Here is a 25,191-nt window from a genome sequence, read left to right as displayed (position 1 = left end):
CCGCATGCCACCTTCGACTTTCGTCCCTCAGACGTCGTCACCACCGCCGACCAGATCCGTCACATCTGCCCACGTTGTCTCGGCGGGACCGGCGCCCGGCGTGGCGAGCGAGCGTGGACCCGGGTCTCTCCGCGCCCGTGACCCTCGGACGTTCACGGGGTACACCGTGCGGCAGTCGACCGTCGCGGCCCGTCAATCCGCCTCGCCACCGCGATGCCCGGTAGCCACTCGACCCCGAGGAGCACAGCGCCGTACCACGGCTGGGGCCGGGCGTGCAATTTCATCGGCCACCGACCGCCTGCGGGCTCGCGGATCCTGCGCTCCCGGGGTCGTACCGGTCGCGGCGTGTGACCCGTGACCAGATATTCGTCGGCCTTTTCTTGGGCTTTCCGGTTTATCGACCACCGTGTGCGGTATGCGGGGGCCATGAGACGTTCCAGATGGCTGCTCGTCGGGGCAGTCGGTGTCGGCAGTCTGCTGGCGGCCCGGGCGATGGCGGGCGGGCGCGGCCGTGCGAGGGCCGCGACGGGCCCTTGTCACACCGTGACGGTGTTCCGGCCGGTCGAGTATGTGACGGACCACCTGCCCAGCCAGCTGACGGACCGCGGCGACGCCGTCGCGGTCAGGCTGTGCGAGGCCCCGGGGCGCCGGGGCACCGAGATCCACGTACGCCGTGCGAACGACACCGTGTCCGACGACGAGATCCGGCGCGTGCTGCGGATCGCCCGGTCACAGCTCGAAGTGGGCGACGTCCTGAAGCCGGGCGTCGCCACGACCACACCGACGGCCTTTAACCGGGGTTTGCGCGCGGTGACCGCCCGGGGCCGGGAGAAGGGACTGCTGTGAAGGCTCTGCAGTGGCAAGGCGTCAACAAGCTCGCCGTCGGCGAGGTGCCGGACCCGACAATCCGTAACGCGGGCGACATCCTCGTCCGGGTCAGGCGCACCGTCACCTGCGGCTCGGACCTGCACCTGCTCGGTGGCTACATCCCGTTCATGGAGAAGGGCGACGTGCTCGGGCACGAGTTCGTCGGCGAGGTCGTCGAGGCTGGGGCAGACGTACAGCGCCACCACGTCGGCGACCGGGTCGTCGTCTCCTCGTTCATCGCCTGCGGCCGCTGCTGGTTCTGCGACCAGCGCCTGTACTCGCTGTGCGACAACGGCAACACCAATCCGGCCATCACCGAGACCCTGTGGGGACACGCGCCCAGCGGGTGTTTCGGCTACTCGCATGCCATGGGCGGCAACCCTGGCAGCCACGCCGAGTACATCCGCGTGCCGTTCGCCGACGTCGGTGCGTTCCCGGTGCCAGACGCCGTCAGCGACGAGCGGGCGCTGTTCGCCTCCGACTCCGCCTCCACCGGATGGATGGGCGCGGAACTGGGCGGCGTTCAGCCCGGCGACGTCGTCGCGGTGTGGGGCGCCGGCGCGGTCGGGCAACTGGCCGCGCGCGCCGCGGCGCTGCTCGGCGCCGACCGGGTGATCATCATCGACCGGTACGACTACCGGCTGCACCAGGCGGAGAAGTACGCCGGGGCCGAAACCCTGAACTACGAGCGCGACGACGTCGCCGGTGAGCTACGCGAACGCAGCGGCGGGCGCGGCCCGGACGTCTGCATCGAAGCGGTCGGCATGGAGGCACACACCCCCGGCATCCAATTCGGGTACGACCAGCTCAAGCAGCAGCTACGCCTGCAAACCGACCGGCCCGCCGCGGTCCGCGACGCGATCCACGCCTGCCGCAAGGGCGGCTCGGTCTTCGTGCTCGGCGTCTACGCCGGATTCGTCGACAAGTTCCCGCTCGGAGCCCTGATGAACAAGGGCCTGACCGTACGCGGCGCGCAGATGCACGGGCAACGCTACATCCCGATGCTGCTGGAGCGGATGGCCCGCGACGAACTGGTGACCGAGCACCTGGCCACCCACGTCATGCCGCTGGGGCAGGCGCCCGAGGGTTACCGCCTCTTCAAGGAGAAGGAGGACAACTGCGTGCGGGCGGTCTTCCTCCCGCACTGAGCCAACACCGCTTGCTGACCAGCCGTACCCGTCCGGTGGCTGCCACGCCGGGTCACGTATCTTCGCCGCATGGGTGCGGAAACTGACGGCACGGTGGGCGCCGGGTCTATCGCTGACTTCCGGGTGGAGTTCACCCCGCGCAGTCAGGATCAGCGGTTCGGAATCTTCCAGGTCTACGTAGGGGGCCTGGCAATCGGCGACGGCAGCACCACAGCCCTGCATCCGCACTACCGGGACTTCCAGCGCCTGTGCGACCTCGCCCAGAAGCCAGGCGTCCGGGAACGGGAACGGCTGATCCTCGGTGACACCTTCGATCACCTTGACCTCAACTGGAGGCTGACGAACGCGGACGTGTTCTTCACGTTCACTACCCGCCCGGCCCACGTGTGGGGGGATCCACCGCCATGGGCACCCGCGCCGGGCGTGTGGGCCCGGGTGAAGGTAGCCCGGTCCACCTTCATCAGCACGTGGCGTGCGGCTCAGCCGCAGTTCTTCCAGCTCATGGGTCTGCAGGGCTGAACCACGCAGGCGGCGCCCACCACCGGCATCTCCCCATGGGCGGATCAGGCTGCCGGCTGTCTGTGTCTGCGCCACGGCGGGACTGTCAGGTGGGTGGCAGCGCGCAGGAACCACTCCAGGGGTCCGTAGGCGTGGGTGTGCATCCAGATGGCCGAGGCATACAGCTGGATGGTGTAGAGGACGAGAACGAGAACGAGTACCGAGGCGGGGCTGAGCCGGCCGATTTCGGCGAGGCCGTAGCCGGTGAAGATGAAGGCCAGCACGGCCGACTGGGCGAGGTAGTTGCTCAGGGCCATACGGCCGGCGGGGGCAAGCAGGTCGGCGATCCGCTGTCCGTGTCGGCCCCGGATGAGGCGCAGCAACGTGGCAGCGTACGCGGCGGCCAGGGCCGGGGCGGTGAGGACGTCGATGGCCACGGCGTACGCTTCGCCCGCGGTACCGGTCCAGTGGGTGGTGGCGTGGGCGTAGAGGCACGCTCCGGCCAGGCCGATGGGGAAGCCGATCAGCTGGGTGCGGCGCAGCACCGTGGCGTGGATGGGTCGGGCGAGCAGACCCCGCTTTCCCGCGGCGAGGCCGAACAGGAACATCGCCAGGGCGCAGGGGGCCTGGAACAGCAACAGCAACGCGGCCACGTCGGGCAGCTCCCGCAGGTGGGCATCGATGACGTCTACCGGTCCGCCACTGAGCAGAACCGCGGCCTGATCTGCCTGGGCGGTGAGGTTCCCGGCGTCCAGGGTGCTCGGGGGACCGAAGGCCGCTTGCAGCGTGCCGAGACCCGCATAGGCGGTGGCGGTGAGTGCCAGTAGCGTGCCGGCGGCGGTGGCGGCCGTGCGGGTCTGCATGCCTCCGACAACCAGCAGGACTACTCCGAGCAGGGCGTAGGTGGTCAGGATGTCGCCGGGGAACAGCAGCACGGCATGGGCCGCGCCGAGCGCGAAGAGGGCGGCAAGGCGGCGCAGGAACGCCGCGGTGAACGGGGTCCCGCGGCGCTCGGCGGAGTCCCGCTGCAGGGTGAAGGAATAGCCGAAGAGGAACGAGAAGAGCAGATAGAACTTGGTCTCGAAGAGGAGGGTGAGGACCGAGCCGACGGTGCGGTCGGCGGTTGAGGTGAAGGCAGGGTCTTCGACGCCGGTCCCGTGGAAGGCGGAGGCGACGTAGGTCGAATTGACCACGAAGATTCCCAGGAGCGCCAAGCCGCGCAGGGCGTCCAGGTTCATCAGACGGGAGCGGGCTGTCTCGCTCACGGGCGTGGCAGTTGCATCGAGGGGCCGTTGCATGACGTGTTGCTCCTCCACTGAAAGTGACCAGGGCATCACCCCGGGCTGCGCGGAAGCGGGCTACGGAAGCGGGATCGGTCCCTGGCTCCTGGTTGTGCGACCCATGGTCAGGTTCCTTCGGAGGCGTTGTCGGATGTCGCTTCGACCCTAGGAACCGCTGGCGGCACCGGCGTCTGGCGGAGATCGGGTTCTGCGGTGCGACCATCGTCGGACGTGACCCGCGCTCGCGTCGGCGGGGATCCGACCTTCGTCGTACGCGCCAACGGCCTGCGGGTTCCTAGACTGGGATGGTGAGCAACGGACCGTCGCAGCGCCCGCAGTCCCAGGGCACGACCTGGTGGGGTGGCCTGCTCGCGGTGGCGTTCGTAGCGGTCGCCACCGCGGAGAGCGCCTCCTCAGCCGACCTCGCCGGGCCACAGTGGCTCAACGGTCTCTGCGCGGCAGCGATGGCCGTACCGCTGGCAACGGGCCGCCGCTATCCGACGGCGGCCGTGGCGGCGGCCGCGGCGGCCGCCACGGTCCAGACGATCTGGCTCACCCCCTCCACCGACCTGGCGATGCCCTTTCTCGCCATGCTGATCGCCGCCTATACCGCCGGGCGGTACGCACCTCATCGTCGGGTGGCGCTGATACTCCTCGGGCTGTGCCTGGCCGAGGAATGGACAGGCCCTATCGCGGTCAACCGCGACCCAGTCTGGGACGGCCTCTTCGTCAGCCTCGCCCTGTGGGCGGTCTGGCTGCTTGGCCGATCCTTCCTGACCCGCGCCAACCTGGCCCAGGCGGAACGGGCGCGGCTCGAAGCCGAATGGGAACGCGCCACCCAGATCCGCCGTGCCGTCACCGCGGAGCGCCACGCGGTCGCCCGAGACCTGCACGACACCGTCGCCCATGCCGTCACCCTGATGGTGCTCCAGGCGACCGGCTCCCGCCTGATCGCCCGAAAAGACCCCGCCGCGGCCGCCGCCGCGATGGCCTCCATCGAGAAGGCCGGCCGGCAGGCAATGGACGATCTGCGCGCCATGCTGCACGTCCTGCGCCAGGAGCCGGACGGTCGGCCGGCGCCTCCCCCGACGCTCGAGCAGTTGAACGCCCTGGTGGAGACAGCCCGCAGCAGCGGCGTCGACGCCGTCCTCGACACCAGCGCGCTCACCGCGGAACTGCCCCGGCCCTTGGCCGTCACCGCCTACCGCACCGTCCAGGAGGGCTTGACCAACGCTGCCCGCCACGCCCCCGGCGCCCCGGTCGGCATCACCCTGCGTACGACACCGCGACAGCTCACCGTCACCGTCACGAATGCCCCGGCACCCGGCGACCGGTCGTCGCCAACCACAGGCAGCGGCACCGGCCTCGCTGGACTGCGCGAACGAGTCACCGCCCTCGGGGGTGTCCTGACCGCCGGGCCGCAGCCCGACGGTGGCTATGCCCTGGCAGCCACCCTGCCCCGGAGCCCCGCATGAGTCGCATCCGCGTTCTGATCGCCGACGACGAACCCCTCGTCCGCGGCGGGCTGTCCCTCATCATCAACGCCACCGACGACCTCTCGGTCGTCGCCGAGGCGGGCTCCGGATTCGAAACCCTCACCCAAGCCGACCGCACGCGCCCCGACGTCATTCTCCTGGACATTCAGATGCCCGGCAGCGACGGCATCGCCGTGACCCGTCAACTGCGCGACCGCTCGCCCAGCCCCCGCATCGTCATCGTCACCACCTTCGGCCTCGACACCTACCTCCACCAGGCCCTCGACGCCGGTGCCGACGGCTTCATCCTCAAGGACGCCCCGGCCGAACTCATCCAGCAAGCCATCCGGTCCGCTCACCGCGGCGACGCCGTCCTCTCACCGCAGATGACCCGCAGACTCATCCACCGCTATACGGGCCTGTCCGCCCCCGACCCGGCCCCACCGACCGGCTACGACCGGCTCACCAGCCGGGAACGCGAAGTCCTCATCCTCCTCGCCCGGGCACAGTCCAACGCCGAGATCGCCGCCGAGCTGTACATCAGCGAAGCGACCGTCAAGACACACATCACGCGCATCCTGACGAAGCTCGGGCTCCGCGACCGCGCCCAGGCCATCGTCCTGGCCCACCGCCACCACCTGGACCGCCAGCCGTAACGACACCCTGTGGGCGGCACGATAGCGGCCTGGGATCGTTGGGGACATAGAAGGTCTTGGCGTCGGGCGGCGCCGACCCGCAATCTGTCCCCCGCACCCGACGGCGGCCCCGACAGCACTGGCCACTCCCCACGCCAGAACGGCGCGGCGGCTCACACGCATCCGTCGCTCCGCCCCGGAAGGTCTTCGTCGGCATGGTGCCAAACTTTCCGTGTACGGTGCGCGACGACGCCGCGGACAGGTCCGGTTCGGGTCAGGTCCGGCCAGCCAAGACGCGGGCCGACCGCTTCCTTTGCGAGAAACCCACCGGCTCCATGCCGTACCGTGATCGTCCGGACCAGCCCCGTCCCCCGATCGGCAGGTAGTCGCATGCCCGACGCGTGGAAACAGCCGTGGTTGATCCGGCGGCGCCCGGATCACGTGCCGCGTCCGCACGAGGTGATGCGTGACCTGGTGGACGTGGCGGTCGACGGCGTCACCCGCACCGCCTTTGTGATCCTGTGGGAGACGGCGCACGGACCGGTGCTCTATTTCGCGGCGCTCGACGAATGTCCGCGGGTCAGCTGGGACGATTTCGTGTGGCAACTGTGCGACCGCCTGCTCGATCGTGACCGTTGGGTCCAGGCGCTCCTGATCGAGCCGCACCCCGTCGCCGTCAACGATCTGGAGGCCGCCGGCCCGCAGGTCTCCGTGCACCCGGTCCGCTTCACTGCCCCCTCGGAGGCCGGCCGCCCGCGGCTGGAAAGGGGTGGAATCCAGCCCGCCGAGCAGGTCGGCTCGGCCCTCGGCGCCGACCTGCCGGTGTGGTTCGGCGGCACCGAGACGATCGCGACGGCGCGCGCGGCGCTCGCCGAGCCGGGACGCACTCTCACTGTGGCGGACGACTCGAAGTGGGCAAGGTTCGAGGCTCTTCTGCTGCTTGCGGGGGAACAGGGCATGCCGGAGTCGTACCCGCTGGCCTGGGCCGCGCTGGCCGAGGAGCGCGCGGAACGACTGGAGCACATGCGGGCGCGTCGCGCTCGGGTGCCCGACGGCGGCAGCGGCTGGTATCTGGTCGCGCGTCCCCCGCTGCCGGAGCCACGGGAGTGGCTGCGGCGGTTGCTCGCGGACGTGGCCGTACCCGCCGAGCGAGGGGAACGGGCCGCCGCGGAGGTCGTGGGCCTGCGGGCCGCCGCGGGCGCGATGGACCGCGACGACCCGCGCATCGAGGTGTACACCGGTGCCGCTGAGCGGCTCTCGTACCTGATGTTCCAGGATCGGGTGGCCGAGATCGTCGCTCGGGCACCACAGCCGGCACATTTCGACCGGGTCCGTGCCGCGGGCTCGGTCCCGGCCGTCGCCACATGGGCCGGACCGGTGGTGCAGACATGGCTGCGTACCCTTGCCCCGCTGCCTGACCTGCCCGCGGTCCTGCGGCTGCACCGGATCGCCGACCTCCTGAAGTTCACCCGCCCCGGCGAGGTCTGCGCGGCATATCAGGACCGGACCGGCCGGTACGTGCTGGTGCTCACCGACGCGCACGGGTCCGGTCCGCCCTGGATGTGTGCGGAATGGCCCCGCGATCCCGCGGTGGCCGCGGCGTGGACCGATGACAGCGTGCTCGCCGCGGACCGCCCGGTCCCCGATGCCCCGGCCGGGCCACTGCTCGTGCTCACCCCGGAGGACGGCGGTGCCGTCCGGGCCGACCCGTTCCCGACCTCGCTGGTCGACGGCGGGCCGTGCCGGTTCGAGTTCGGCGACCACAGCGACCACCGCAACGCCGTCGGGCACCTCATGGGGGTGCTGCTCACCCTGGCCCTCGAGCCAGAGGTCGCCGCCTTCGCGACCCGAGCGTTCGTCTTCGGCACCCTCGTCGAGCATCCCGGCATGACGCTGTGGCCCGCCCTGACCGCCCCCGGCGATGCGCTGCGGCTGCGCTGGGACGCCGCCCGCGCCGCCGCCGCGGCGGACGTCGCCCACGTCCGCCGGCTGCTGGCCCCCGGCGCGCCGCCGCTCTACCGGTACTTCGCCGTCCTGGCGAGCACGACGACGCCGCTCGACGATCTCTCGCAGGTGGTGCGCCAGTCCGCAACCCCGGACGGGCACTCGATCGACGAGCACGTGGCCGCCGACGGCGGCTGGGTGCGCTCGGACATCCTGACCGACATCGACCGGGGCCGCAGCAACCACGAAAGCCGCCTCCTGCGTGCGCACGAGGTCGGCCCGTGCCTCGACATCCTCCAGGCGCGGCGGGCCCGGCCGCGGTGAGGGCACCGGCGTCGCGATCGAGATCCGCGAGGGCGCAGGCGGCGGGTCACTGACGCGGGTGACCATAGCGGTAAGCTGGCCGGATTTCCGCCGCTTGCGCGAACATGCACCGTACGTTAGGCGTGAAAGGGTCGATCGATCTCCCGTTCGGAAAGCTGGCCGTCATGACTCTCGCCGCCGCCGCTGTCACCATGATCCTGCCCGTGACCCGACCCGACGTCGCCCGGACCTTCTACACCGACGTCCTCGGCCTGCCCTACCGTGGCACATCAGCAGACGGCAACCTGCTCTTCGACGTTGGCTCCGGCGCGACGCTGGCTCTGATGGAGAAGCCGGCCGGCGCCCAGGCCGAGCACACGGCGATCAGCTTCGAGGTCTCCGACATCGATGCATCCATCAAGGACCTGAAGAGCCGCGGCGCGGTGTTCGCCGACTACGACCTGCCTGGACTCAAGACCGTGGACCACGTATGTGTGCTGGGCGCGGAGAAGGCGGCATGGTTCGAGGACCCCGACGGCAACATCCTCTGCGTACACGAGGTAGTCGCCGGCTGACGCCGACGGCGGGGACTGTGAACCGCTACGGCGATCAACTCCTCACCGTCCAGCAAGATCGCCGCCATCTTCCCTCGGGCAGGGTGCCTCATCCAGGCCGCGCACGACCGTTGCCGGTGAACTGGCGGAGATAGATCCTGTGACTCAGCGCGCGCGGCGGTAATGCATGGCCACCACGCCGTTGCGGAGCGGCTGCGCCGAGAGCAGCTCGAGCCGGCGCGTGCCCGGCAGCCCGCCCTGGTACAAGGTCGGGCCGTGGCCGGCGATCCTGGGATGGACGAGCAGCTTGTACTCGTCGATGAGGCCGAGCCGGTCGAGCTCGGTCGCGAGCCTGCCGCTACCGAGCAGGACCCCGGCCGGGGTCGCGTCCTTGAGCTTCTGCACGCCCTCACGCAAATCGCCGGCGATGTGGTGGCTGTTGGCCCACGGGAATTCCTTGCGCGTCGACGACACCACGTACTTGGGTTTGGCCTCCAGCTTGACCGCCCACTCGCGCATGGCCGGCGGCGCCTGCTCGTCGCCGCGAGCGACGGCCGGCCAGTAGCTCTCCATCATCTCGTAGGTCACGCGACCCCACAGCATTGCCCCGCCCTCGTCCATAAGACGGGTAAAGAAGGCGTGCGTCTCGTCGTCGGCGATCCCCTCCTGGTGGTCGACACAACCGTCCAGGGTGAGGTTGAGGCTGAAAATGAGCAGTCCCATGTCCGGCGAGTCTAACGTCACGACCGCGTCGGCCCTGGCGAAAGGCGTCAGCGAGCTCGAGTACGCGCCCCGTCTCGTTGAAGTCATCGGTCTGGATGTGGGCTTGATCCGTTTCTGTCGACGGTTGCGGTGTGCGATCAGCCAGCTCGGGCGTTGACGTGCATGGCAACCGCGTTGTGCGGACCGACGGTGAGGGTCGCCCGTCGCGCGTTGTCGACGGTGACGGAGGGGCCCGTGCAGCCGCTCGCACCGCGTTCGCCGTGTACCACGTCGCAGTAGAGGCCGGGCGCCAGTCCGGTCTGGAACGTACGCGTCAACCAGCCGTCCTCGTGGTTGATGACGACGTAACCGCGGTCTCCCCGGCCGAACGCGATCTGGTCGTTGCCGTTGCTCCACCAATCGTTGACCCCGGTGCCCTTGACGGTGTTGTGGAAGGCCACCATGTTGCCGATCTCCGGCCAGCGGTGCTCACATTTCCACTGGCCGTTGAAACACGTCACGTCCTGGATGCGGCCGTCGGAGTGCTGCGGCGCTCCTTGATCCTTGTCGCCGAACTCGTAACCGGACATCACCGACGGCGACCCGTACGGCCACGCGAGCATGAAGATGTTGGCCAGCGTGTAGGTGGCGCCGTCCCTGTAGGTCAGGGTCGAGCCGTTGCGCTGGGTGTCGTGGTTGTCGACGAAGGGGACCGCGACAGTGCCGTTGAGGTGGCCCCAGCCCTCGCCGAAGTTCTGCAGGTAGGCCAGCCGTTCCTGGTGGAAGACCCGCTTGAGGTCGCGGCCGTACCGGAACTCGTGCACGTCGCCCACCCACGCGTACTGCTCCGGCTGGATCGGCTCGCCGTCGCCCTGGATCTGCTCCTGGACGAGGTACGCGGGCCGGCTGAGCTTACCCTTCACCGCCGCGATGTCGTCGGGTGTCATGTGCTTCGCCGCGTCGATGCGGAAGCCGTCCACGCCGAGGGAGAGCAGGTCGTTGAAGTAGCCGGCGAGCCGGTTACGCACGGCGTCGCTCTCGGTCTTGAGGTCGGGTAGCTTGACGAGCTCGCAGTTGCGCACCCGCCACGCGTCGTTGCGGTAGTCGGACTCGTTGATCAGGCAGCTGTTGTGGAAGTCCCAGCTCGCGTAGGTGCCGGGATAGTCACGGTTTCCGTACGAGCTGCCCGCCCAACCGGTACCCGAGCCCTCGGCCATGTGGTTGATGACCGCGTCCGCGATCACCTTCACCCCGGCCTTGTGGCAGTCCCGCACCATGTCCGCGAACTGGCCGCGGGTTCCCTTGTTGGATTCGATCTTGTAGCTGACCGGCTGGTAGGCGACCCACCACTGGCCACCGCGGCGGTGCTCCTGCGGCGGTGACACCTGCACGTACCCGTAGCCCTTCGGGCCGATGTAGTCGCGACACTCGCGGGCCACCGACGTCCAGTTCCATTCGAAGAGGGTGACGATGACGTCCTTCGCTCCGGGCGCCGCTTGGGCGGGTGACTGCACTGCCGCCGCGGTTGCGATCAAGGCGGCGATGATCGTCCCCGCCGCGGTCCACCGTCTCCTGGCCATCGCTCCTCCTCATCGTCGGCCGCTGCCCGCCAGCCGTAACCCCCGTGAAACAATTCACGAAAGTTGATGCAAGAACTTACGGAGCTTGTAACGAGACGTCAACACCTTGGACGTGTCGATTTCGTACGCGTGGGGTTTGGGTCAGCTGGGGCCGTCCGGCGCCGACAAGGCCGTGAAGACTGGGGGGCTGGTGACGTGCGGTGAGGCTGACGCGCAGGAACTCTCGGCTGCCCTGCTGGAGCGGCGAGCTGCGGCGCTGGGCGACGAGCATCTGCTCATGCGCGCACGTCACGTCCGCGCGCTCCTGCTCAGGAAGTCCGGTGACATCGCGGGTTCGATGCGGCAATGCGATGAGGTCCTCAGTCCTGATCACCACCGCGGTCAGGCAACTCGACGAAATCCGGCAAGCCGTCGCTGGACATGACTGGCACGACACCACCAGCGGACTACCCGTCACCGTCAGCATCGGCGTCACAGCCGTCCGCGAAACCACACCCCGCAACCAGACCGGCGCCCTGGCCGCCGCCGACCGCAATCTCTACGCCGCCAAACATGCCGGGCGCAACCGCGTCGTGACCGGAGCACCCCCCGAACCCCGCACCCGCGCCTAACAAGACAGCAGGCCACATCCGGCTTGCCGAACCGGAATCACCGGAACGCACCGCTGGCATCACGCGCCCGCAACCCGGTGACAACCGGTGGTCGCTACCCATGAGATGTGACCCGCGACATGATGCCCAGCCAGGCACGCACCGGTGGGGACGACAGCTTGCATCGCTGGTATCTCGGCGTCGGCGCTGCCGCGTTGGTGGGCGGGGCGCTGCTGCCCCCGGCCGTGCGGGTCTGGGTGTATGTGGCGCTGGCGGCCTCGCTCGTCGTAGCGGTGGCCGTGGGTGTGCGACGGCACCGGCCGGTCTGGCCGGCGACCTGGTGGCTCATGGCCGGGGCGGTGGCCATGTCGCTGCTGGCGCAGGTGGGCTGGGCGCTGGCGATGGGTCCCACCGGTGTGCCACGGTTCCCCTCCGTCGGCGACGCCTGCTACCTGATCATGCTGGTGCTGACCGCGTCGAGCATCTACTGGTGGGTCCGGCCCGCCGAGCGGCGCGGCGGCGCCGTGGACGCCGGGATCGTCGCGCTCGGCGCCGGCGCCGTGCTGTGGACGCTGGTGGTCGCACCGATGCTGTTCAACGGCCGTTTCACCGGGCTGCGCCTGGGCAGCTACGTGTTGTACGCGGGCCTGGACCTGCTGATCCTGGTCCTGACCGTACGCGTTGTGGTGATCTCTCGGGTACGCACGCCCGCCTATCGGCTCATGGTCGTTGCGGCGGGGTTGCTCGTGGCCACCGACACCACCAACTATGTGCTGCTGCTGGCCGGTACCAGCCACGACACCCTTACCGCCCTCGGCTGGCTCGGGGTGTACCTGCTCCTCGGCGGCGCGGCCCTGCACCCCTCGATGGCACGTAGTACCGGCAGCATGCCGGCCAACCCGTCACCGGCGTCACGCCGCCGGTTGGCGACCTACGTGTCGCTGACCGTGGGTGTCAGCGCACTCAGCATCGTCAGCTTCGCGGCCGCCCTGCCCGCCAGCCAGTCGGCGCGGCTGATCGTGCCGGGGATTCTCGGCGCCGCGATGTCCGTGCTGCTGATCGTCCGGTTGTCGCAGCTGGCCACGCTGCTCAACCGCCGTACCCATCTCGACGGGCTGACCGGCCTGGGCAGTCGCGTGGTGCTGCAGGACCGCCTGGACGAAGTCAGCCCCCAGCACCGGGTGCTCCTGCTGGTCGACCTCGACGGGTTCCGGGACTTCAACGACGCCTTCGGTCACCAGGCCGGCGACGCCATCCTGGTCGAGACCGGTGCCCGGGTCCGCGCGCAGGTGCCCACCAACGCCACCGTGGTCCGCTTGAGCGCCGACGAGTTCGCCGTGTGCGCGCCGGCCGCCGACGACGACCGCGACGGCAGCAACATGGCCGAGCGCATCCTCGCCGCGGTGCACCGGCCGTACCGGGTACGGGGGCTGGCCGCCCGCCGATTCGGCGCCAGCATCGGTGCCGTGGCCCTACCGGCCGGGCAGCCGTGCGCGCCGGCGCTGCGGGACGCCGACCTGGCGCTGCGCGTCGCCCGCACCGGGGGCGGCGATCAGGTTGCCGTGTTCGATCCTGCGGTACACGCCGAGCGGCTCGCCAACGCCGAGCTGGTGGCGCAGATGCACCATGCTGTCGAGGCCGGCGAATTCGAGGTGCACTACCAGCCGATCATCGACCTGGCTACTGGCGACGTCGCGGCCGCGGAGGCGCTGCTGCGCTGGACGCGCCCCGACGGTACCCGCATCCCGCCCGACCGCTTCATCCCCCTGGCCGAGCAGGGCGGCGCCATCACCACTATCGGCGCCTGGGTCCTGCGGCAGGTCTGCACTGACTTGCGCCGCCTCTGGTCCGAGCACCAGGTCGCCGTCACCGTGAACGTGTCGGCCCACCAGCTGCGTGACCCGCTGTTCGCAGCGCACCTGCTGAGCCTGCTGGACACCAGCGCCGTGCCGGGCCGGGCGCTGATCGTCGAAATCACCGAGACCGTTCTGGTGACCTCCGTCGCCGACGCCGCCACGGTCACCGCCCAGCTGCAGCAACTCCGCGAACACGGCGTACGCATCGCCATCGACGACTTCGGCACCGGCTACTCCTCCCTGGCCTACCTGCGCGAACTGCCCGTCGACATCCTCAAGATGGACGGGTCCTTCACCGCCCACCAGATCGACAACGGCGGCACCCGCGAAATCGCGTTCATCCGCGCCATCCTCGACCTGAGCCGAAGCCTCGGCCTGGTCACGATCGCCGAAGCTGTGGAAACCGACACCCAGGCCCATCGCCTGCGCGCCCTCGACTGCAACCTCGCCCAGGGATACCACTTCGCCAAGCCCGGCCCCGTCGCGGACCTCCACACCCTGCTGCACAAGCACAGCCGGCCCGCGCCCGTCACGGCGGGTCCTTAACGAGAGGGCAAGGGATAGGAACGACCCGACGGTGGCGTTCACCCGCAGGCCGCACGCCAACCGCCGGATGCGGTGACATCCACCGCGTCGCGCACCCCGTGCTCGCCGGCCAGGAAGCCGGTGACCGGTGTGCCGTCGTCCAGCCGTACGGTGCCGAGGCAGAGCGGCGGCGGCACGGTGTCGAGTAGCCGTCCCACCGCCTGGTGCGGCACCTGCCACACCTCCAGCGCGATGCCGGTGGCCGGTCCGTCGCCGGTGTACACCAGTCCCGGCCGGGCCACTCCCGGCCCCGGCAGCCGGTACAGCCGGTAGCCCGGCGCGGTGCGTCCCCGGGCATGCAGCAGCCCACCCAGTTCCACCAGTTGCGGGTTGAGCGGCATCCCGCTCAGGTGCGCTCCCGCGACCGCCACCAGGCTGGTCCCGGCGGCCGGGGAGGGTGCGGCGACCGGTTCGCCGCACCACGCCGCGGCCAGGTCGAGCAGGGGCCGGTCGGCGAAGGCGGGCGCCACGAACTGCACTCCGAACGGCAGCCCGTCCGGCCGGGTGCCGGCCGGGACGGCGACGGCGCACAGGTCCAGCAGATTCACGAAGTTGGTGTACGTGCCCAGCCGGCTGTTGACCCCGACCGGGTCGGCGGCTACCTCGGCCAGGGTGGGATGCCCGGGGGTGACCGGCAGCATCAAGGCGTCCACGTCCGGCCAGACCGCCTCGGTCCGCCGGCGCAGCCCCGCCAGCCGGTCCAGCCCACGGAACACCTCCGGCCCCGGCACGTCCCGGCCCGGGGTGACGACGGCCCGCACGGTCGGATCCACCCCGGGCGCGGACAGGTACGCACCGAACGCGGCCCACCGTTCGGCCAGCCAGGGTCCGCCGTACAGCAGCCGGGCCGTCTCCAGGAACGCGGTCACGTCGACCGGTACGACGTGGGCGGCCACCGTGTCGAGCCGGCGCAGCGCCTCCTCCCACGCCACCCGGTGCACCGGGTCGAGGTCGAGGTCCCCGGCGGGCACGGCGACCACCCGCATCCGTGCCGCCACCCCAGGGGCGGGGGCCGGCGGCGCGGGCCGCGACCAGGGATCACCCGGATCGGGCTGCGCGAGGACGGTCAGGGCCGCCGCGCCTTCGGCAACCGTACGGGTGAAGGTGGTGACGCAGTCCAGCGATCGGCATGCGGGCAGCAGCCCGCGGGTGGAGACGAGCCCTCGGGTCGGCTTGATCCCGACGATGCCATTGAACGCGGCGGGCACCCGGCCGGAACCGGCGGTGTCGGTACCCAGGGCCAGCGGTACCAGCCCGCTCGCCACGACGACCGCGCTGCCGGAGCTGCTGCCGCCGCTGATGTGCTGCGGGCTGTGCACACTGTGGCAGGCACCGTACGGGCTGCGGGTTCCGACGAGCCCGGTGGCGAACTGGTCCATGTTGGTCTTGCCGACCGGCACGGCACCCGCGTCGACGAGCCGTTGCACCGCGACCGCGGACGTGGCGGCGATCGAGTCGGCCAGCCCGGGACAGGCGGCGGTCGTGGGATGTCCCGCCAGGGCCAGGTTGTCCTTGATGCCGAACCGCAGGCCGGTCAGCGGCCCGTCCGGGGCGGCGGCCGCGAAGGCGTCCACCTCGTCAGCCGGCAGCTCCGTGATCCATACGGGCTGCCGGCTGGCCGCCGCCGGTGCGTCGCGCCACGGTTCGGTCGCCGTCATGCGCCACCTCCGGGCCTGCGCTCGGTGGACCCGGTCATGCGGCACCCACCGGCTGCTGCTGGGCGCGCTCGCCGAACGCACCGGCGCCCGCAGGACCGTCCGCCGAGAGCGCCTGGGCGGCCCACCGGTCGCGTTCGGCGGCGAACGCCTCGGCGCGCCGGGCGGTGAACGCCGCCGCGTCCGCGGTGTCGAGCAGGTCCGCCAGCCGCAGGGTCACCGGCCGGGTCTCGAGCGTCGACCGGCCCGAAGCGATGTCGGCGCGCAGCTCGACCAGCCGCTGCGGGGTCACCGGGGTGAACCGCAGCACGTCGAACTGCCGCAGCAGCCACGGCGGATCGGTGCTGTCCGGGTCGTAGCGCCATACCGGTACGGTGCGGCCGACCAGCTGGTACCCGCCAGGTCCTTCCATGCCGTACACGCACAGGTACACGCCGCCGATGCCGACCGCGTTGGCCGGGGTCCAGGTACGCGGCGGGTTGTACTTGGTGGTGACCAGCCGGTGCCGCGGGTCCAGGGGCACCGCCACGGGGGCGCCGAGATAGACGTCGCCGAGCCCCACCACCAGGTACGCCGCCGAGCGCACGATGTCGAACACGTCCCCGCGCCGGTCCAGCCCGTTGATGCGCCGGATGAACTCGACGTTGTCGGGACACCACGGCGCGTCGGGCCGTACCCCGGACTGGTAGCGGGCCATCGCCTCGTGCACCGACGGGTCGTCGAACGCGATCGGCATGGTGACCTCGCGGGCGGTCAGCTCCACCGTACGTGGATCGGGCAGTCCGGCCCACGCGGCCGCGACCAGTTCAGCCAGTGCGGGCAACGGCAGCCGCCGCTCGTCGACCGCGAGCAGCAACGAACGGACCCCCTCCACGGCTTCGACGATGCGGTCGTCGCCGGCCAGCGCACCGGCCAGCAGGTGGATGCGCAGGCGCACGGCGAGGTCCAGGGCGGCCGGGCCGGCCTCCACCAGCGCGTGGTGGTCACCGGCTCGCCGTACGGTCAGCGTCGGTCGGTCCCCGTCGGCGGGTAGCTCGGCCAGCGGCGCGGGCCGTCGCCCGTCGCGGACGGTGACCGGGCGCGGCCGGGGCTGCTGTCCCGCGAGCCGGGCCCGGTGGTCCTCGTTGGCCGCGTCGGCGTCCTCGGGTGCCACCGGGACCAGCCGGATCCGGTCGCCGGGGCGGGCCTGGGCGAGTTTCCACCGGTCCGCCCGGATCACCACGGCGGCCACCACGAAACCGCCGAGGCTGGGCCCGTCCGGCCCGACGATCACCGGGGTGTCCCCCGAGATCATGATCCCGCCGACCGGGTACGCACTGTCGTGGATGTTGCTGGGGTGCAGCCCCGCGTCGCCGCCGTCGCTGCGGGCCCAGCGCGGGCTCGGCCCGGCCAGGCGCACCCCGGTACGGTCGGCGCGGTGGTCGACCCGCCACTGCGCGGCGAACAGCTCGGCGATCCCTTCCTCGGACAGGTGCTCGGGTGCGCCGTGCGGGCCTGGCACCACCCGCAGCTGCCAGTCGCCGGTCAGCTCGGGCAGCAGCACCTCGGACGGCTCCGCCGCGACCAAGGTTCCCGCATGCAGGATGTCGCCCTTGGCCAGCGCCCGCCCTTCGTGCCCGCCGAACCCGCCCAGCAGGAACGTGGCGGCACTTCCGAGGGCCGCGGGCACCGAGAGTCCGCCCCGGACGGCCAGGTAGCTGCGCAACCCCGGCCCCCTGGCGGGACCGAGATCCAGGACCTGCCCGGCCGCGACCGGTGTCGGGTGACCGGGCGTCACCGCGACGCCGTCCAGTGTGGCCGCGGTGGCGGCACCGGTCACACAGATCACCGCGTCGGTGAGGACGCGCAGCTTCGGCCCGCGCAGCACCGCCTCCAGGCCGGCAGCCCCGGCCGGGTTGCCGACCGCCCGGTTGGCGAGGCCGAAGGACAGGTCGTCCCAGGCACCCGACGGCGGCACCCCGACCCCCCACAGCCCGGTCCGGCCGGGCAGGTCCTGCACGGTGGTCTGGATGCCCGGCACGAGGATTTCGAACGCGCCCGTCATCGCGCCCACCCCAGCAGCCGTACCGGGGTCGGGTCGTAGCCGTTGCATGGATTGTTCAGCTGAGGGCAGTTGCTGATCAGCACGAGGATGTCCCGTTCCGCACGCAGTTCGACGTGCTTGCCAGGCGCGGAGACACCGTCCGCGAAGGTGAGTCCGCCGTCGGGGGTGACCGGCACGTTCATGAAGAAGTTGATGTTGTGGGTGAGGTCGCGCTTGTCCAGCCCGTAGGTGACCGCGTAGCGCAGGAAGGTCGCGCGGCAGGCGTGCTGGTGGCGGGTGTGTTCGCCGTAGCGGACCACGTTGCTCTCCTTGGCGCAGGCCCCGCCGAGGGTGTCGTGCCGCCCGCAGGTGTCGTCCACGATGGTCGCCAGCGGGTCGTGCCGGACGCTGCGCAGCACCGACCCGGTGGTCAGGTAGACCGCCCCCTGCGCACGGACCGTGTCCACCGCGCTGTACCGGTTGGCCGTGTCCCGGGCGTCGTAGATGAGCGTGTCGACGGCCTGGTTGCCGTGCAGGTCGACGATGCGCAGCCGGCCACCGGCCGGGATCTCCCCGATCCAGCCGTCCCCGGCGGCCACGGTCACGTCGAGCAGCCGCAACGTTTCGCGGGTACCGGTCAAAGCAGGCTCCTTTCGGCGGCGGCCAGCGCGCGGGCGGACTCGGCGCGAAACGTCATGCTGGGGTCGTCGGCCGGGATCGGGCCCGGTTCACCCGCGGCGACGTCGGCGCGGACCGGGGCCGGGTCCCAGTGCGGTGCCGGATCCAGGGGATGCGGCGCGGTGGCCAGCACCACCAGCAGGTCCAGCTCGGCGCGCAGGCGCACCCAGTCGCCGGTGCCCGCGTGCCCGGGCGCGTACGCCAGCGCCGCCCGTTCACCGGATGCGGGCGCCACCTTGGCGAAGAAGTTCACGCACGCATGCAGGTCCCGCTCGCCCAGGCCGTGCACGTACAGCTCGTCGAGCAGCAGGCTGCGGGCGCTGCGCCGCCAGCCGTTGCGGTCGCGGCCGTAGTCGGAAGGGCCGAAACGGTCCAGATCGGCGTCGATGCTGTGCCCCGTGATCGCGTCGTGCCAGTCCAGCGAGGAACCGGTGACGGACGCCAGGGCCCGGCCCAGGTCGGACATGAGCACCATGGGCGGGGTGATCCGGGCGGACATCTGCGCCTTCAGCGTGTCCGGGACGTTCAGCCGCTCCCCCGGGTTCGCGGCGGCGAACAGCAGCATGCTGGCAACCGCATCGGTGCCGAGGGCCTCGAGCCGCAGGGTCGAACCACGCCGGAGCGTCAGCGACCAGGCGGCCCCGCCGGGCACGTCGTGCCGATATCCCTCGGTCATGAGGCCGCACCACCCGGCATCGCCGCCGCGGCGTTCGGGCGCCGCTGACGGTGGCGCCCGACGTAGGCGACGAGGCCCAGCCCGACGATCACGGCCAGCGCGATCCCCGCGAAGTACCGCAGGTACGCGGGTCCGCCGGTCGGGTTGTACACCTCTTCCCGCGGCCACGCCATGTTGACGACCATGAACGCGCCGAACAGCACCGCCGCCAGATTCACCGGCAGACCCCAGCGCCCCAGTCCGAAATAGCCGTCCGGGGCGGACGACGCCCAGCCGCCACGCATCCGGCGCACCAGCACCGGAAGGGTGACCAGCAGGTACGCCAGATACACCACGACGACCGCGACGCTGGTCAGGGCCGTGAACAGGGCGCCCTGACCGACATTGACCAGCAGGATCGCGACGGCCAGCACCCCGATCACCACGGCTGGCAGCAGCGGGGTGCCGGTCCGGTCGTTCACCCTGGCCAGCCGCGCGGAGAACGGCAGCACCCCGTCGCGGGACATCGAGAACATCAGCCGGGTGGCGGCGGTCTGGATGGCCAGCGTGCACACGAACACCGCGATCGCCACGTCCACCAGCAGGGCCCGGCCCAGGCCGGTGCCGAGCTGGCTGGTTACCACGTACGGCAGGCCACCGGCCGCCAGCTCGCCGTCGGTGAGACTCGGCGCGGCCATCAGGCCGGCGATGAGCAGCAGGCCACCACCGATACCGGACACCACCAGCGCCCGGATGATGGCCCGCGGCGCGGTACGGCGCGGGGCACGGGTCTCCTCGGCGAGCTCACCGGCGCTGTCGAAGCCGTACATGACGTACGCGGCCATCAGCGCCGAAGCCAGAAACGCCATGGCGTACCCGCTGCCGCCCGCGTGCCCGGTGTCCATGACCACGGACGGGCCGCGCTCGGCGTGCTGGAACAGCAGTGCGACCAGCAGGATCACACCGGCGATCTCGCAGACCACGCCGACGTTGTTCACCAGCGACATCACCCGCACCCCGACCGCGTTGATGACCGTGGTCAGCGTGATCAGCACGGCGCCGAGCAGCACCGCGTTGGTGGCGCCGCTGGTCGAGGAGAGCGCCGGGTCCCCGGACACCACCTGGAAGCCCGGCCAGATCGACGGCAGCACCACCTGCAGTGCGATGGCGGCCGCGGCCACGCTGACGATCTGACCGATCAGCATGAACCACCCCGCGAACCAGCCGGTGATCCCGTTGGAGAGCCGCCGTGACCACTGGTAGATGCAGCCCGAGATCGGGTACCGCACGGCGAGCTCGGCGAAGACCAGGGCGACCATCAGCTGACCGAAGAAGACCAGCGGCCAGGTCCAGAAGAAGGCGGGACCGGCGAAGCCGAACCCGAAGGCGAACAGCTGGAAGACCGTGGTGAGGATGGAGACGAAGGAGAACCCGGACGCGAACGCCGCGAAGGGACCGAGCTTGCGGTGCAGTTGCTGCTGGTACCCGAACTCGGCGAGCACCGAGCTGTCAGTGTCCGTACGGTCCGCAGCGACCGTGGGGGTGACGGCGACCATCTGACGGCCTTTCTGTTGCGGGAAGGCGGTGCGCCCCGCCGCACGGCGGGGATTCAAGGCCGCCGTGAGGGGCGGCGGCCGCCCTTCACGGCGGCCCAGGGGTACGCGCCATCGCCGCGTGGGGCCCACGCGGTGACGGGTGTTCCGAGGGATCAGCGGTAAGGCATCGGCGGCACTCCACGGGACCGGGACCCGCGAGCTGCGGGTCGACCTGGCCTCCCGGGTTTTTGTCCCGCCGTGGAACGGGCCTTCGTCGGCCCGCCTGCCCCTCTCGGTCGCGGACCCGTCGCCGACGGCGGAACCCTAGGGGCGCCCCGCCGTGCGGCGGGTCGTGGTCCACTCCACCGGCCGCCGGTCACCTCGGCGGGTCACGGTTGTTACAGCCAGGTAAGAAAGGTCTCACCGCGCGGCCCCCAGAGCCGTCGATCCCGCCGACGCGCACGACTGGCACACTCGAGAGGTGGGCGACGGGAAGCTGCAGAGCCAGAGCCTCGTCGATCTCGCCCTCGACCGGCTCAGCCGCGAGATCCTCAGCGGTCGCGTCTATCCAGGCGAGCGCCTGGTCGAGGAGCAGCTGACGCGGCGGCTGGGCATCAGCCGCGGACCGCTGCGCGAGGCCCTGCGGCTGCTGGCCCAGCGAGGGCTCGTGGAACACGTCCCGCGGCGCGGCGCACGCGTGGCCACCCTGTCCGGCGACGACGTCCGCGAGCTCTACGAGATCCGTACCGTTCTCGAACGGCACGCGGCCGCGAGCATCCCGCCGGACGCCGACCTGTCCGCACTACAGGACGCGCTGGACGCGATGCGCAAGTCCACCGAGTCGGGCGACCGCCCGGCGGTCGCGGACGCGCACCGCAGATTCCACGTCGAGGTGGTCGCGCTCGGCGGCAATCGTCAGCTCTGCCGGCTGTACGAGTCGGTCCTGGTGCGGCTGCAGCTCTACATGGCGGCCAATCTGCACCGGGAGGCGGAGGTCGCCGCACCAGCGGACGGGGTGCAGCGGCACGAGCGCCTCCTGGCCGCCATCGCCAGCAAGGATGTGAACGCCATCATCTCGGCACTGACCGGGCACGGCTCCCGCACCTATCTGCCGTAGATCACGTCAGGACATCTCCGCGACACAGACTGTGAAGTCCGTCGAAACAGAACGGTCGACAATCGACAGAATGACGGACGTTACCATCGGCCCGGTCAAGGCCACCCCCTACCTCTGGCCGTACGACGGCACCGTGCCCGTCGAGCGCACCGCCCTGATCTGCATCGACTGGCAGACCGACTTCTGCGGCCCCGGCGGCTACGTCGACGCGATGGGCTACGACATCGCGCTCACCCGGGCGGGCCTGCCCGCCACCGCCAGGCTCCTCGCGCACGCCCGCCGCCTCGGCATGCTCGTCGTGCACACCCGCGAGGGCCACAGCCCCGACCTGTCCGATCTGCCGGCGAACAAGCGGTGGCGCTCGGCCCAGATCGGCGCCGAGATCGGCGGCCCCGGCCCGTGCGGTCGGATCCTCGTGCGCGGGGAACCCGGCTGGGAGATCGTCCCTGAGGTCGCCCCCGCGCCGGGTGAGGTGATCGTGGACAAGCCCGGCAAGGGCGCCTTCTACGCCACGAACCTGGACCTCGTGCTGCGTACCCGGGGCATCACCCACCTGCTGCTGACCGGAATCACCACCGACGTGTGCGTCCACACGACGATGCGCGAGGCCAACGACCGCGGCTACGAATGCCTGATCCTGTCGGACTGCACCGGTGCCACGGATCCCGCGAACCACGCCGCGGCCCTGCACATGGTGACCATGCAGGGTGGCGTCTTCGGGGCCGTCGCCACCAGCGACGACGTCATCGCCGGCACGGAGGCCTGAGATGCCCACCGTCGAGGCGCAGCCGTCGGCCTTCACCTTCGCGCCGGACAGTGCGGCGCTGCTCGTCATCGACATGCAGCGGGACTTCCTCGAACCGGGCGGCTTCGGCGAGAGCCTCGGCAACGACGTCACGCAACTGCGCCGGACGATCGCTCCGCTGGCAGCCTTCATGACCCGATGGCGCGCCGCCGGCCTGCCGGTCATCCACACCCGGGAAGGGCACCTGCCGGACCTGTCCGACTGCCCGCCCGCCAAACTCGCACGCGGCGCGCCCAGCAAACGCATCGGCGACCCCGGCGCGTTCGGCCGCATCCTCATCCGCGGCGAACACGGCCACGACATCATCGACGAACTGCGCCCCGCACCGGGCGAGGCCGTCGTCGACAAGCCCGGCAAGGGCGCGTTCTACGCCACCGGACTTCAGCAACTCCTCGATGAGCTCGGCATCCGCAGCCTGCTCGTAGCGGGCGTGACCACCGAGGTGTGCGTGCACACCACGGTCCGCGAGGCCAACGACCGCGGCTACGAATGCCTCGTGCTCGCCGACTGCGTCGGCTCCTACTTCCCCGAGTTCCAGCGCGTCGGCCTGGACATGATCGCCGCCCAGGGCGGCATCTTCGGCTGGGTCGCGGACTCCACGTCGGTCCATCTCTAGAAGCACCATCTCTAGGAGCACATGGTGAAACTTCCTTATTGGGTACGCGGCGACACCAACGCGTTCTTCGGCTTCGGCATCAACGTCCTGGTCAACGTGCTGACCCTGACCGCTCTGTGCATCGGCGTCGTGCAGATGCCGGCGGGTGACGTCTTCGGGGTGATCCTGCCGGCCCTCGGCATCGCGCTGGTGCTGGGCAACATGTACTACACCTACCTGGCGCGGCGGCTGGCCCGCCGGGAGAACCGCACCGACGTCACGGCCATGCCGTACGGGCCGAGCGTCCCGCACATGTTCATCGTCATCTTCGTCATCATGCTGCCCATCTACCTGCGCACGAAGGATCCGATCCAGGCGTGGACGGCCGGCATCGCCTGGGCGTTCATCATCGGCGTGATCGTGCTGATCGGTGCGTTCGTCGGCCCGTACATCCGCAAGTACGCGCCCCGGGCGGCGCTGCTGGGCACGCTGGCCGGCATCTCGATCACCTTCATCTCGATGAACCCCGCCGGCCGGATGTGGCAGGCCGCCTGGATCGCCCTGCCCGTGTTCGGCCTGCTGCTGATCGGCCTGCTCACCGACGTGCGGCTGCCGTTCAACCTGCCCATCGGCCTCGTGGCGCTGCTGGTCGGCACCGCGATCGGCTGGCTCGGCGGCGCCATGTCGGTGCCGGACGTCCAGGCCGCCGCCAAGGACATCGCATTCGCCTTCCCGCACCTGAAGGTCGACCTGCTCGTCGACGGCCTGCGCGACATGGCCCCGTTGCTGGCCACGGCGATTCCGCTGGGCGTCTACAACTTCACCGAGGCGATGACCAACGTGGAGAGCGCGGCGAGCGCGGGCGACCGGTACAACCTGCGCAGCGTGCTCCTCGCCGACGGCGGGGGCGCGGTCATCGGCTCGATGCTCGGCTCCCCGTTCCCGCCGGCCGTGTACGTCGGGCACCCGGGCTGGAAGGCGGCGGGTGGCCGTACCGGATACTCCATGGCGACCGGCGTCGTCATCGCGCTGCTGTGCTTCTTCGGGATGTTCGGCCTGCTCGGCACGATCTTCCCCACCGCGGCCATCGTGCCGATCCTGCTCTACATCGGCCTGCTCATCGGCGCACAGGCGTTCCAGGCCACACCCCGGGCACACGCGGCAGCGGTGGTCGCCGCGCTCATCCCCAACATCGCGGCCTGGGCCACCGGCCTGCTCGACAACGCCCTGGCGGCGGCCGGCACCAGCGCGGCCCAGGTCGGCATCAGCGCCCTCGCCGGCGCGGGCGTCGTCTACGACGGCCTCAGGACCCTGGGCGAAGGAGCGATCCTGGCCGGCCTGGTGCTCGGCGCGATCGTCGCCTTCATCATCGACAAACGGTTCTGGCAGGCGGCGATCTTCTCCGGCGCGGGCGCGGTGCTGACCTTCGTCGGGCTCATCCACGCCGAGAAGGTGCAATGGAACGCCGACGGCCCGGTGACGCTCGGCTATCTGTTCCTGGCGGTGGTGTGCGTGCTGTTCGCCCTGGGCAAGCCCGCTCCCCGGCAGCCGGACGCCGAGGAACTCGCGCTCGAACGCCTGCACACCGGCGGCAACCAGTTCACCGAAGCACCCGAGGGCGGCATACCGGAACCCCGCGAGAAGGCCGCCAGCACTCCCGTCTGAACACCACCCCAGACCGGTGGTCCGGGTCACCCGGACCACCGGCCCGCACATCGGAGGCGCCATGCAGGTCAACCAGCCCGCCATCGTGGCCGAGGTCGGCGCGGTCTTCGAGGCCTACGAGGAGGCCCTCGTCGCGGGCGAGGTCGACCGCATCGTCGGCTTCTTCGCCCCGGACGCCGTACGCATCGGCATCGCGGACCGGCAGGTCGGCCTCGCCGAACAGGCGGCCTGGCGGCGCGCGCAACCGCCGCTGCCACCCGGCCGCCGCCTCAAGGACACGATCATCACCACGTACGGCGCGGACGTCGCCGTGGTTACCACACTGTTCGGCTACCCGGACACCGACATCCTCGGCCGCCAGTCGCAAACCTGGGTACGCCTGCCGCACGGCTGGCGCATCATCACCGCCCACGTCAGCAACCCCGCGCACGCCTGAGACGACGGCC

22 protein-coding genes and 1 riboswitch are annotated in these 25,191 nt (G+C 70.9%); of the genes, 14 read left to right on the top strand and 8 right to left on the bottom strand.

The genetic code is table 11. The features are described from left to right. Positions 1 to 426 precede the first annotated feature (426 nt). The 3 genes from EV385_RS27520 (at position 427) to EV385_RS27510 (ending at position 2,534) form a co-directional block, all read left to right on the top strand. Positions 427 to 846: a hypothetical protein gene (locus EV385_RS27520; protein WP_130512079.1), complete on the top strand. Its 420-nt coding sequence runs from the start codon at positions 427 to 429 to the stop codon at positions 844 to 846. Beyond that, positions 843 to 2,015, top strand: coding sequence for a zinc-dependent alcohol dehydrogenase (locus EV385_RS27515; protein ID WP_130512078.1), 1,173 nt, complete (start codon positions 843 to 845; stop codon positions 2,013 to 2,015). Before EV385_RS27520 ends, EV385_RS27515 begins: the two co-directional genes overlap by 4 nt. A gap of 69 nt (positions 2,016 to 2,084) precedes the next feature. Then, complete coding sequence (locus EV385_RS27510) at positions 2,085 to 2,534, top strand: hypothetical protein (protein ID WP_130512077.1); 450 nt, start codon at positions 2,085 to 2,087, stop codon at positions 2,532 to 2,534. Positions 2,535 to 2,578: 44 nt separating this feature from the next. On the opposite strand, the gene EV385_RS27505 is transcribed toward EV385_RS27510, so the two are convergent. After that, complete coding sequence (locus EV385_RS27505; RefSeq protein ID WP_242625105.1) at positions 2,579 to 3,778, bottom strand: DUF418 domain-containing protein; 1,200 nt, start codon at positions 3,776 to 3,778, stop codon at positions 2,579 to 2,581. Positions 3,779 to 4,101: 323 nt separating this feature from the next. Between EV385_RS27505 and EV385_RS27500 the strand changes: the two genes are divergently transcribed. The 4 genes from EV385_RS27500 (at position 4,102) to EV385_RS27485 (ending at position 8,725) form a co-directional block, all read left to right on the top strand. Beyond that, positions 4,102 to 5,268 carry a sensor histidine kinase gene (locus EV385_RS27500; RefSeq protein ID WP_165449631.1) on the top strand — a complete coding sequence of 389 codons (1,167 nt, stop codon included), beginning with the start codon at positions 4,102 to 4,104 and terminating at the stop codon, positions 5,266 to 5,268. Beyond that, the gene (locus EV385_RS27495; RefSeq protein ID WP_130512075.1) at positions 5,265 to 5,924 is read left to right on the top strand and encodes a response regulator; all 660 of its coding nucleotides are present in this window, start codon (positions 5,265 to 5,267) and stop codon (positions 5,922 to 5,924) included. The genes EV385_RS27500 and EV385_RS27495 overlap by 4 nt, the downstream gene beginning before the upstream one ends. A gap of 369 nt (positions 5,925 to 6,293) precedes the next feature. Next, the gene (locus EV385_RS27490; protein WP_130512074.1) at positions 6,294 to 8,171 is read left to right on the top strand and encodes a serine/threonine-protein kinase; all 1,878 of its coding nucleotides are present in this window, start codon (positions 6,294 to 6,296) and stop codon (positions 8,169 to 8,171) included. Positions 8,172 to 8,335: 164 nt separating this feature from the next. Beyond that, positions 8,336 to 8,725, top strand: a complete 390-nt coding sequence (locus EV385_RS27485) for a VOC family protein (protein WP_130512073.1) — start codon at positions 8,336 to 8,338, stop codon at positions 8,723 to 8,725. A gap of 144 nt (positions 8,726 to 8,869) precedes the next feature. Here the strand turns inward: EV385_RS27485 and EV385_RS27480 are convergent, their stop codons facing one another. Both EV385_RS27480 and EV385_RS27475 read right to left on the bottom strand, forming a co-directional pair. Then, positions 8,870 to 9,427, bottom strand: coding sequence for a dihydrofolate reductase family protein (locus EV385_RS27480; RefSeq protein WP_130512072.1), 558 nt, complete (start codon positions 9,425 to 9,427; stop codon positions 8,870 to 8,872). Between the two features lie 137 nt (positions 9,428 to 9,564). Next, the gene (locus EV385_RS27475; RefSeq protein ID WP_130512071.1) at positions 9,565 to 10,986 is read right to left on the bottom strand and encodes an alpha-amylase; all 1,422 of its coding nucleotides are present in this window, start codon (positions 10,984 to 10,986) and stop codon (positions 9,565 to 9,567) included. Between the two features lie 350 nt (positions 10,987 to 11,336). Between EV385_RS27475 and EV385_RS27470 the strand changes: the two genes are divergently transcribed. Further along, positions 11,337 to 11,597 (top strand): GGDEF domain-containing protein, encoded by a 261-nt coding sequence (locus tag EV385_RS27470; protein ID WP_130512070.1) that lies wholly within the window; start codon positions 11,337 to 11,339, stop codon positions 11,595 to 11,597. Between the two features lie 107 nt (positions 11,598 to 11,704). Beyond that, positions 11,705 to 13,978 carry a putative bifunctional diguanylate cyclase/phosphodiesterase gene (locus EV385_RS27465; protein WP_165449630.1) on the top strand — a complete coding sequence of 758 codons (2,274 nt, stop codon included), beginning with the start codon at positions 11,705 to 11,707 and terminating at the stop codon, positions 13,976 to 13,978. Between the two features lie 38 nt (positions 13,979 to 14,016). Here EV385_RS27465 and atzF read toward each other — a convergent pair whose 3' ends face one another. Genes atzF through EV385_RS27440 form a run of 5 tightly spaced genes read right to left on the bottom strand, consistent with a single transcriptional unit; the run spans position 14,017 to position 20,584 of the window. Beyond that, on the bottom strand, positions 14,017 to 15,675 hold the full coding sequence (gene atzF, locus EV385_RS27460) for an allophanate hydrolase (protein ID WP_130512068.1): 1,659 nt from the start codon (positions 15,673 to 15,675) through the stop codon (positions 14,017 to 14,019). A gap of 34 nt (positions 15,676 to 15,709) precedes the next feature. After that, entirely contained in the window at positions 15,710 to 17,716 is a 2,007-nt protein-coding gene (locus EV385_RS27455) for a 5-oxoprolinase/urea amidolyase family protein (protein ID WP_130512067.1), read from the bottom strand. Beyond that, positions 17,713 to 18,336 carry an urea amidolyase associated protein UAAP2 gene (locus tag EV385_RS27450; RefSeq protein WP_130512066.1) on the bottom strand — a complete coding sequence of 208 codons (624 nt, stop codon included), beginning with the start codon at positions 18,334 to 18,336 and terminating at the stop codon, positions 17,713 to 17,715. Before EV385_RS27450 ends, EV385_RS27455 begins: the two co-directional genes overlap by 4 nt. Continuing rightward, a complete protein-coding gene (locus EV385_RS27445; protein WP_130512065.1) occupies positions 18,333 to 19,049 on the bottom strand; it encodes an urea amidolyase associated protein UAAP1 in 717 nt (238 codons plus the stop codon). Before EV385_RS27445 ends, EV385_RS27450 begins: the two co-directional genes overlap by 4 nt. After that, positions 19,046 to 20,584: an amino acid permease gene (locus EV385_RS27440; RefSeq protein WP_130512064.1), complete on the bottom strand. Its 1,539-nt coding sequence runs from the start codon at positions 20,582 to 20,584 to the stop codon at positions 19,046 to 19,048. The genes EV385_RS27445 and EV385_RS27440 overlap by 4 nt, the downstream gene beginning before the upstream one ends. A 214-nt stretch (positions 20,585 to 20,798) precedes the next feature. After that, positions 20,799 to 20,902: riboswitch (guanidine-I (ykkC/yxkD leader) on the bottom strand. A 142-nt stretch (positions 20,903 to 21,044) separates the two neighbouring features. On the opposite strand from EV385_RS27440, the gene EV385_RS27435 reads away from it, so the two are divergent. The 5 genes from EV385_RS27435 (at position 21,045) to EV385_RS27415 (ending at position 25,181) form a co-directional block, all read left to right on the top strand. Then, the gene (locus EV385_RS27435) at positions 21,045 to 21,680 is read left to right on the top strand and encodes a GntR family transcriptional regulator (RefSeq protein ID WP_130512063.1); all 636 of its coding nucleotides are present in this window, start codon (positions 21,045 to 21,047) and stop codon (positions 21,678 to 21,680) included. Positions 21,681 to 21,750: 70 nt separating this feature from the next. Continuing rightward, on the top strand, positions 21,751 to 22,446 hold the full coding sequence (biuH, locus tag EV385_RS27430) for a biuret amidohydrolase (protein ID WP_130512062.1): 696 nt from the start codon (positions 21,751 to 21,753) through the stop codon (positions 22,444 to 22,446). A 1-nt stretch (position 22,447) separates the two neighbouring features. Beyond that, positions 22,448 to 23,101, top strand: a complete 654-nt coding sequence (locus EV385_RS27425; RefSeq protein ID WP_130512061.1) for a cysteine hydrolase family protein — start codon at positions 22,448 to 22,450, stop codon at positions 23,099 to 23,101. A gap of 24 nt (positions 23,102 to 23,125) precedes the next feature. Then, positions 23,126 to 24,745: a SulP family inorganic anion transporter gene (locus EV385_RS27420; RefSeq protein ID WP_242625104.1), complete on the top strand. Its 1,620-nt coding sequence runs from the start codon at positions 23,126 to 23,128 to the stop codon at positions 24,743 to 24,745. A gap of 61 nt (positions 24,746 to 24,806) precedes the next feature. Continuing rightward, the gene (locus tag EV385_RS27415) at positions 24,807 to 25,181 is read left to right on the top strand and encodes an AtzH-like domain-containing protein (RefSeq protein WP_130512059.1); all 375 of its coding nucleotides are present in this window, start codon (positions 24,807 to 24,809) and stop codon (positions 25,179 to 25,181) included. Positions 25,182 to 25,191 lie beyond the last annotated feature (10 nt).

It is taken from the genome of Krasilnikovia cinnamomea, assembly GCF_004217545.1.
Classification (GTDB): domain Bacteria; phylum Actinomycetota; class Actinomycetes; order Mycobacteriales; family Micromonosporaceae; genus Actinoplanes; species Actinoplanes cinnamomeus.
Note: the sequence above shows the minus strand (reverse complement) of the source record. Positions and strands in the feature narration are given on the sequence as shown.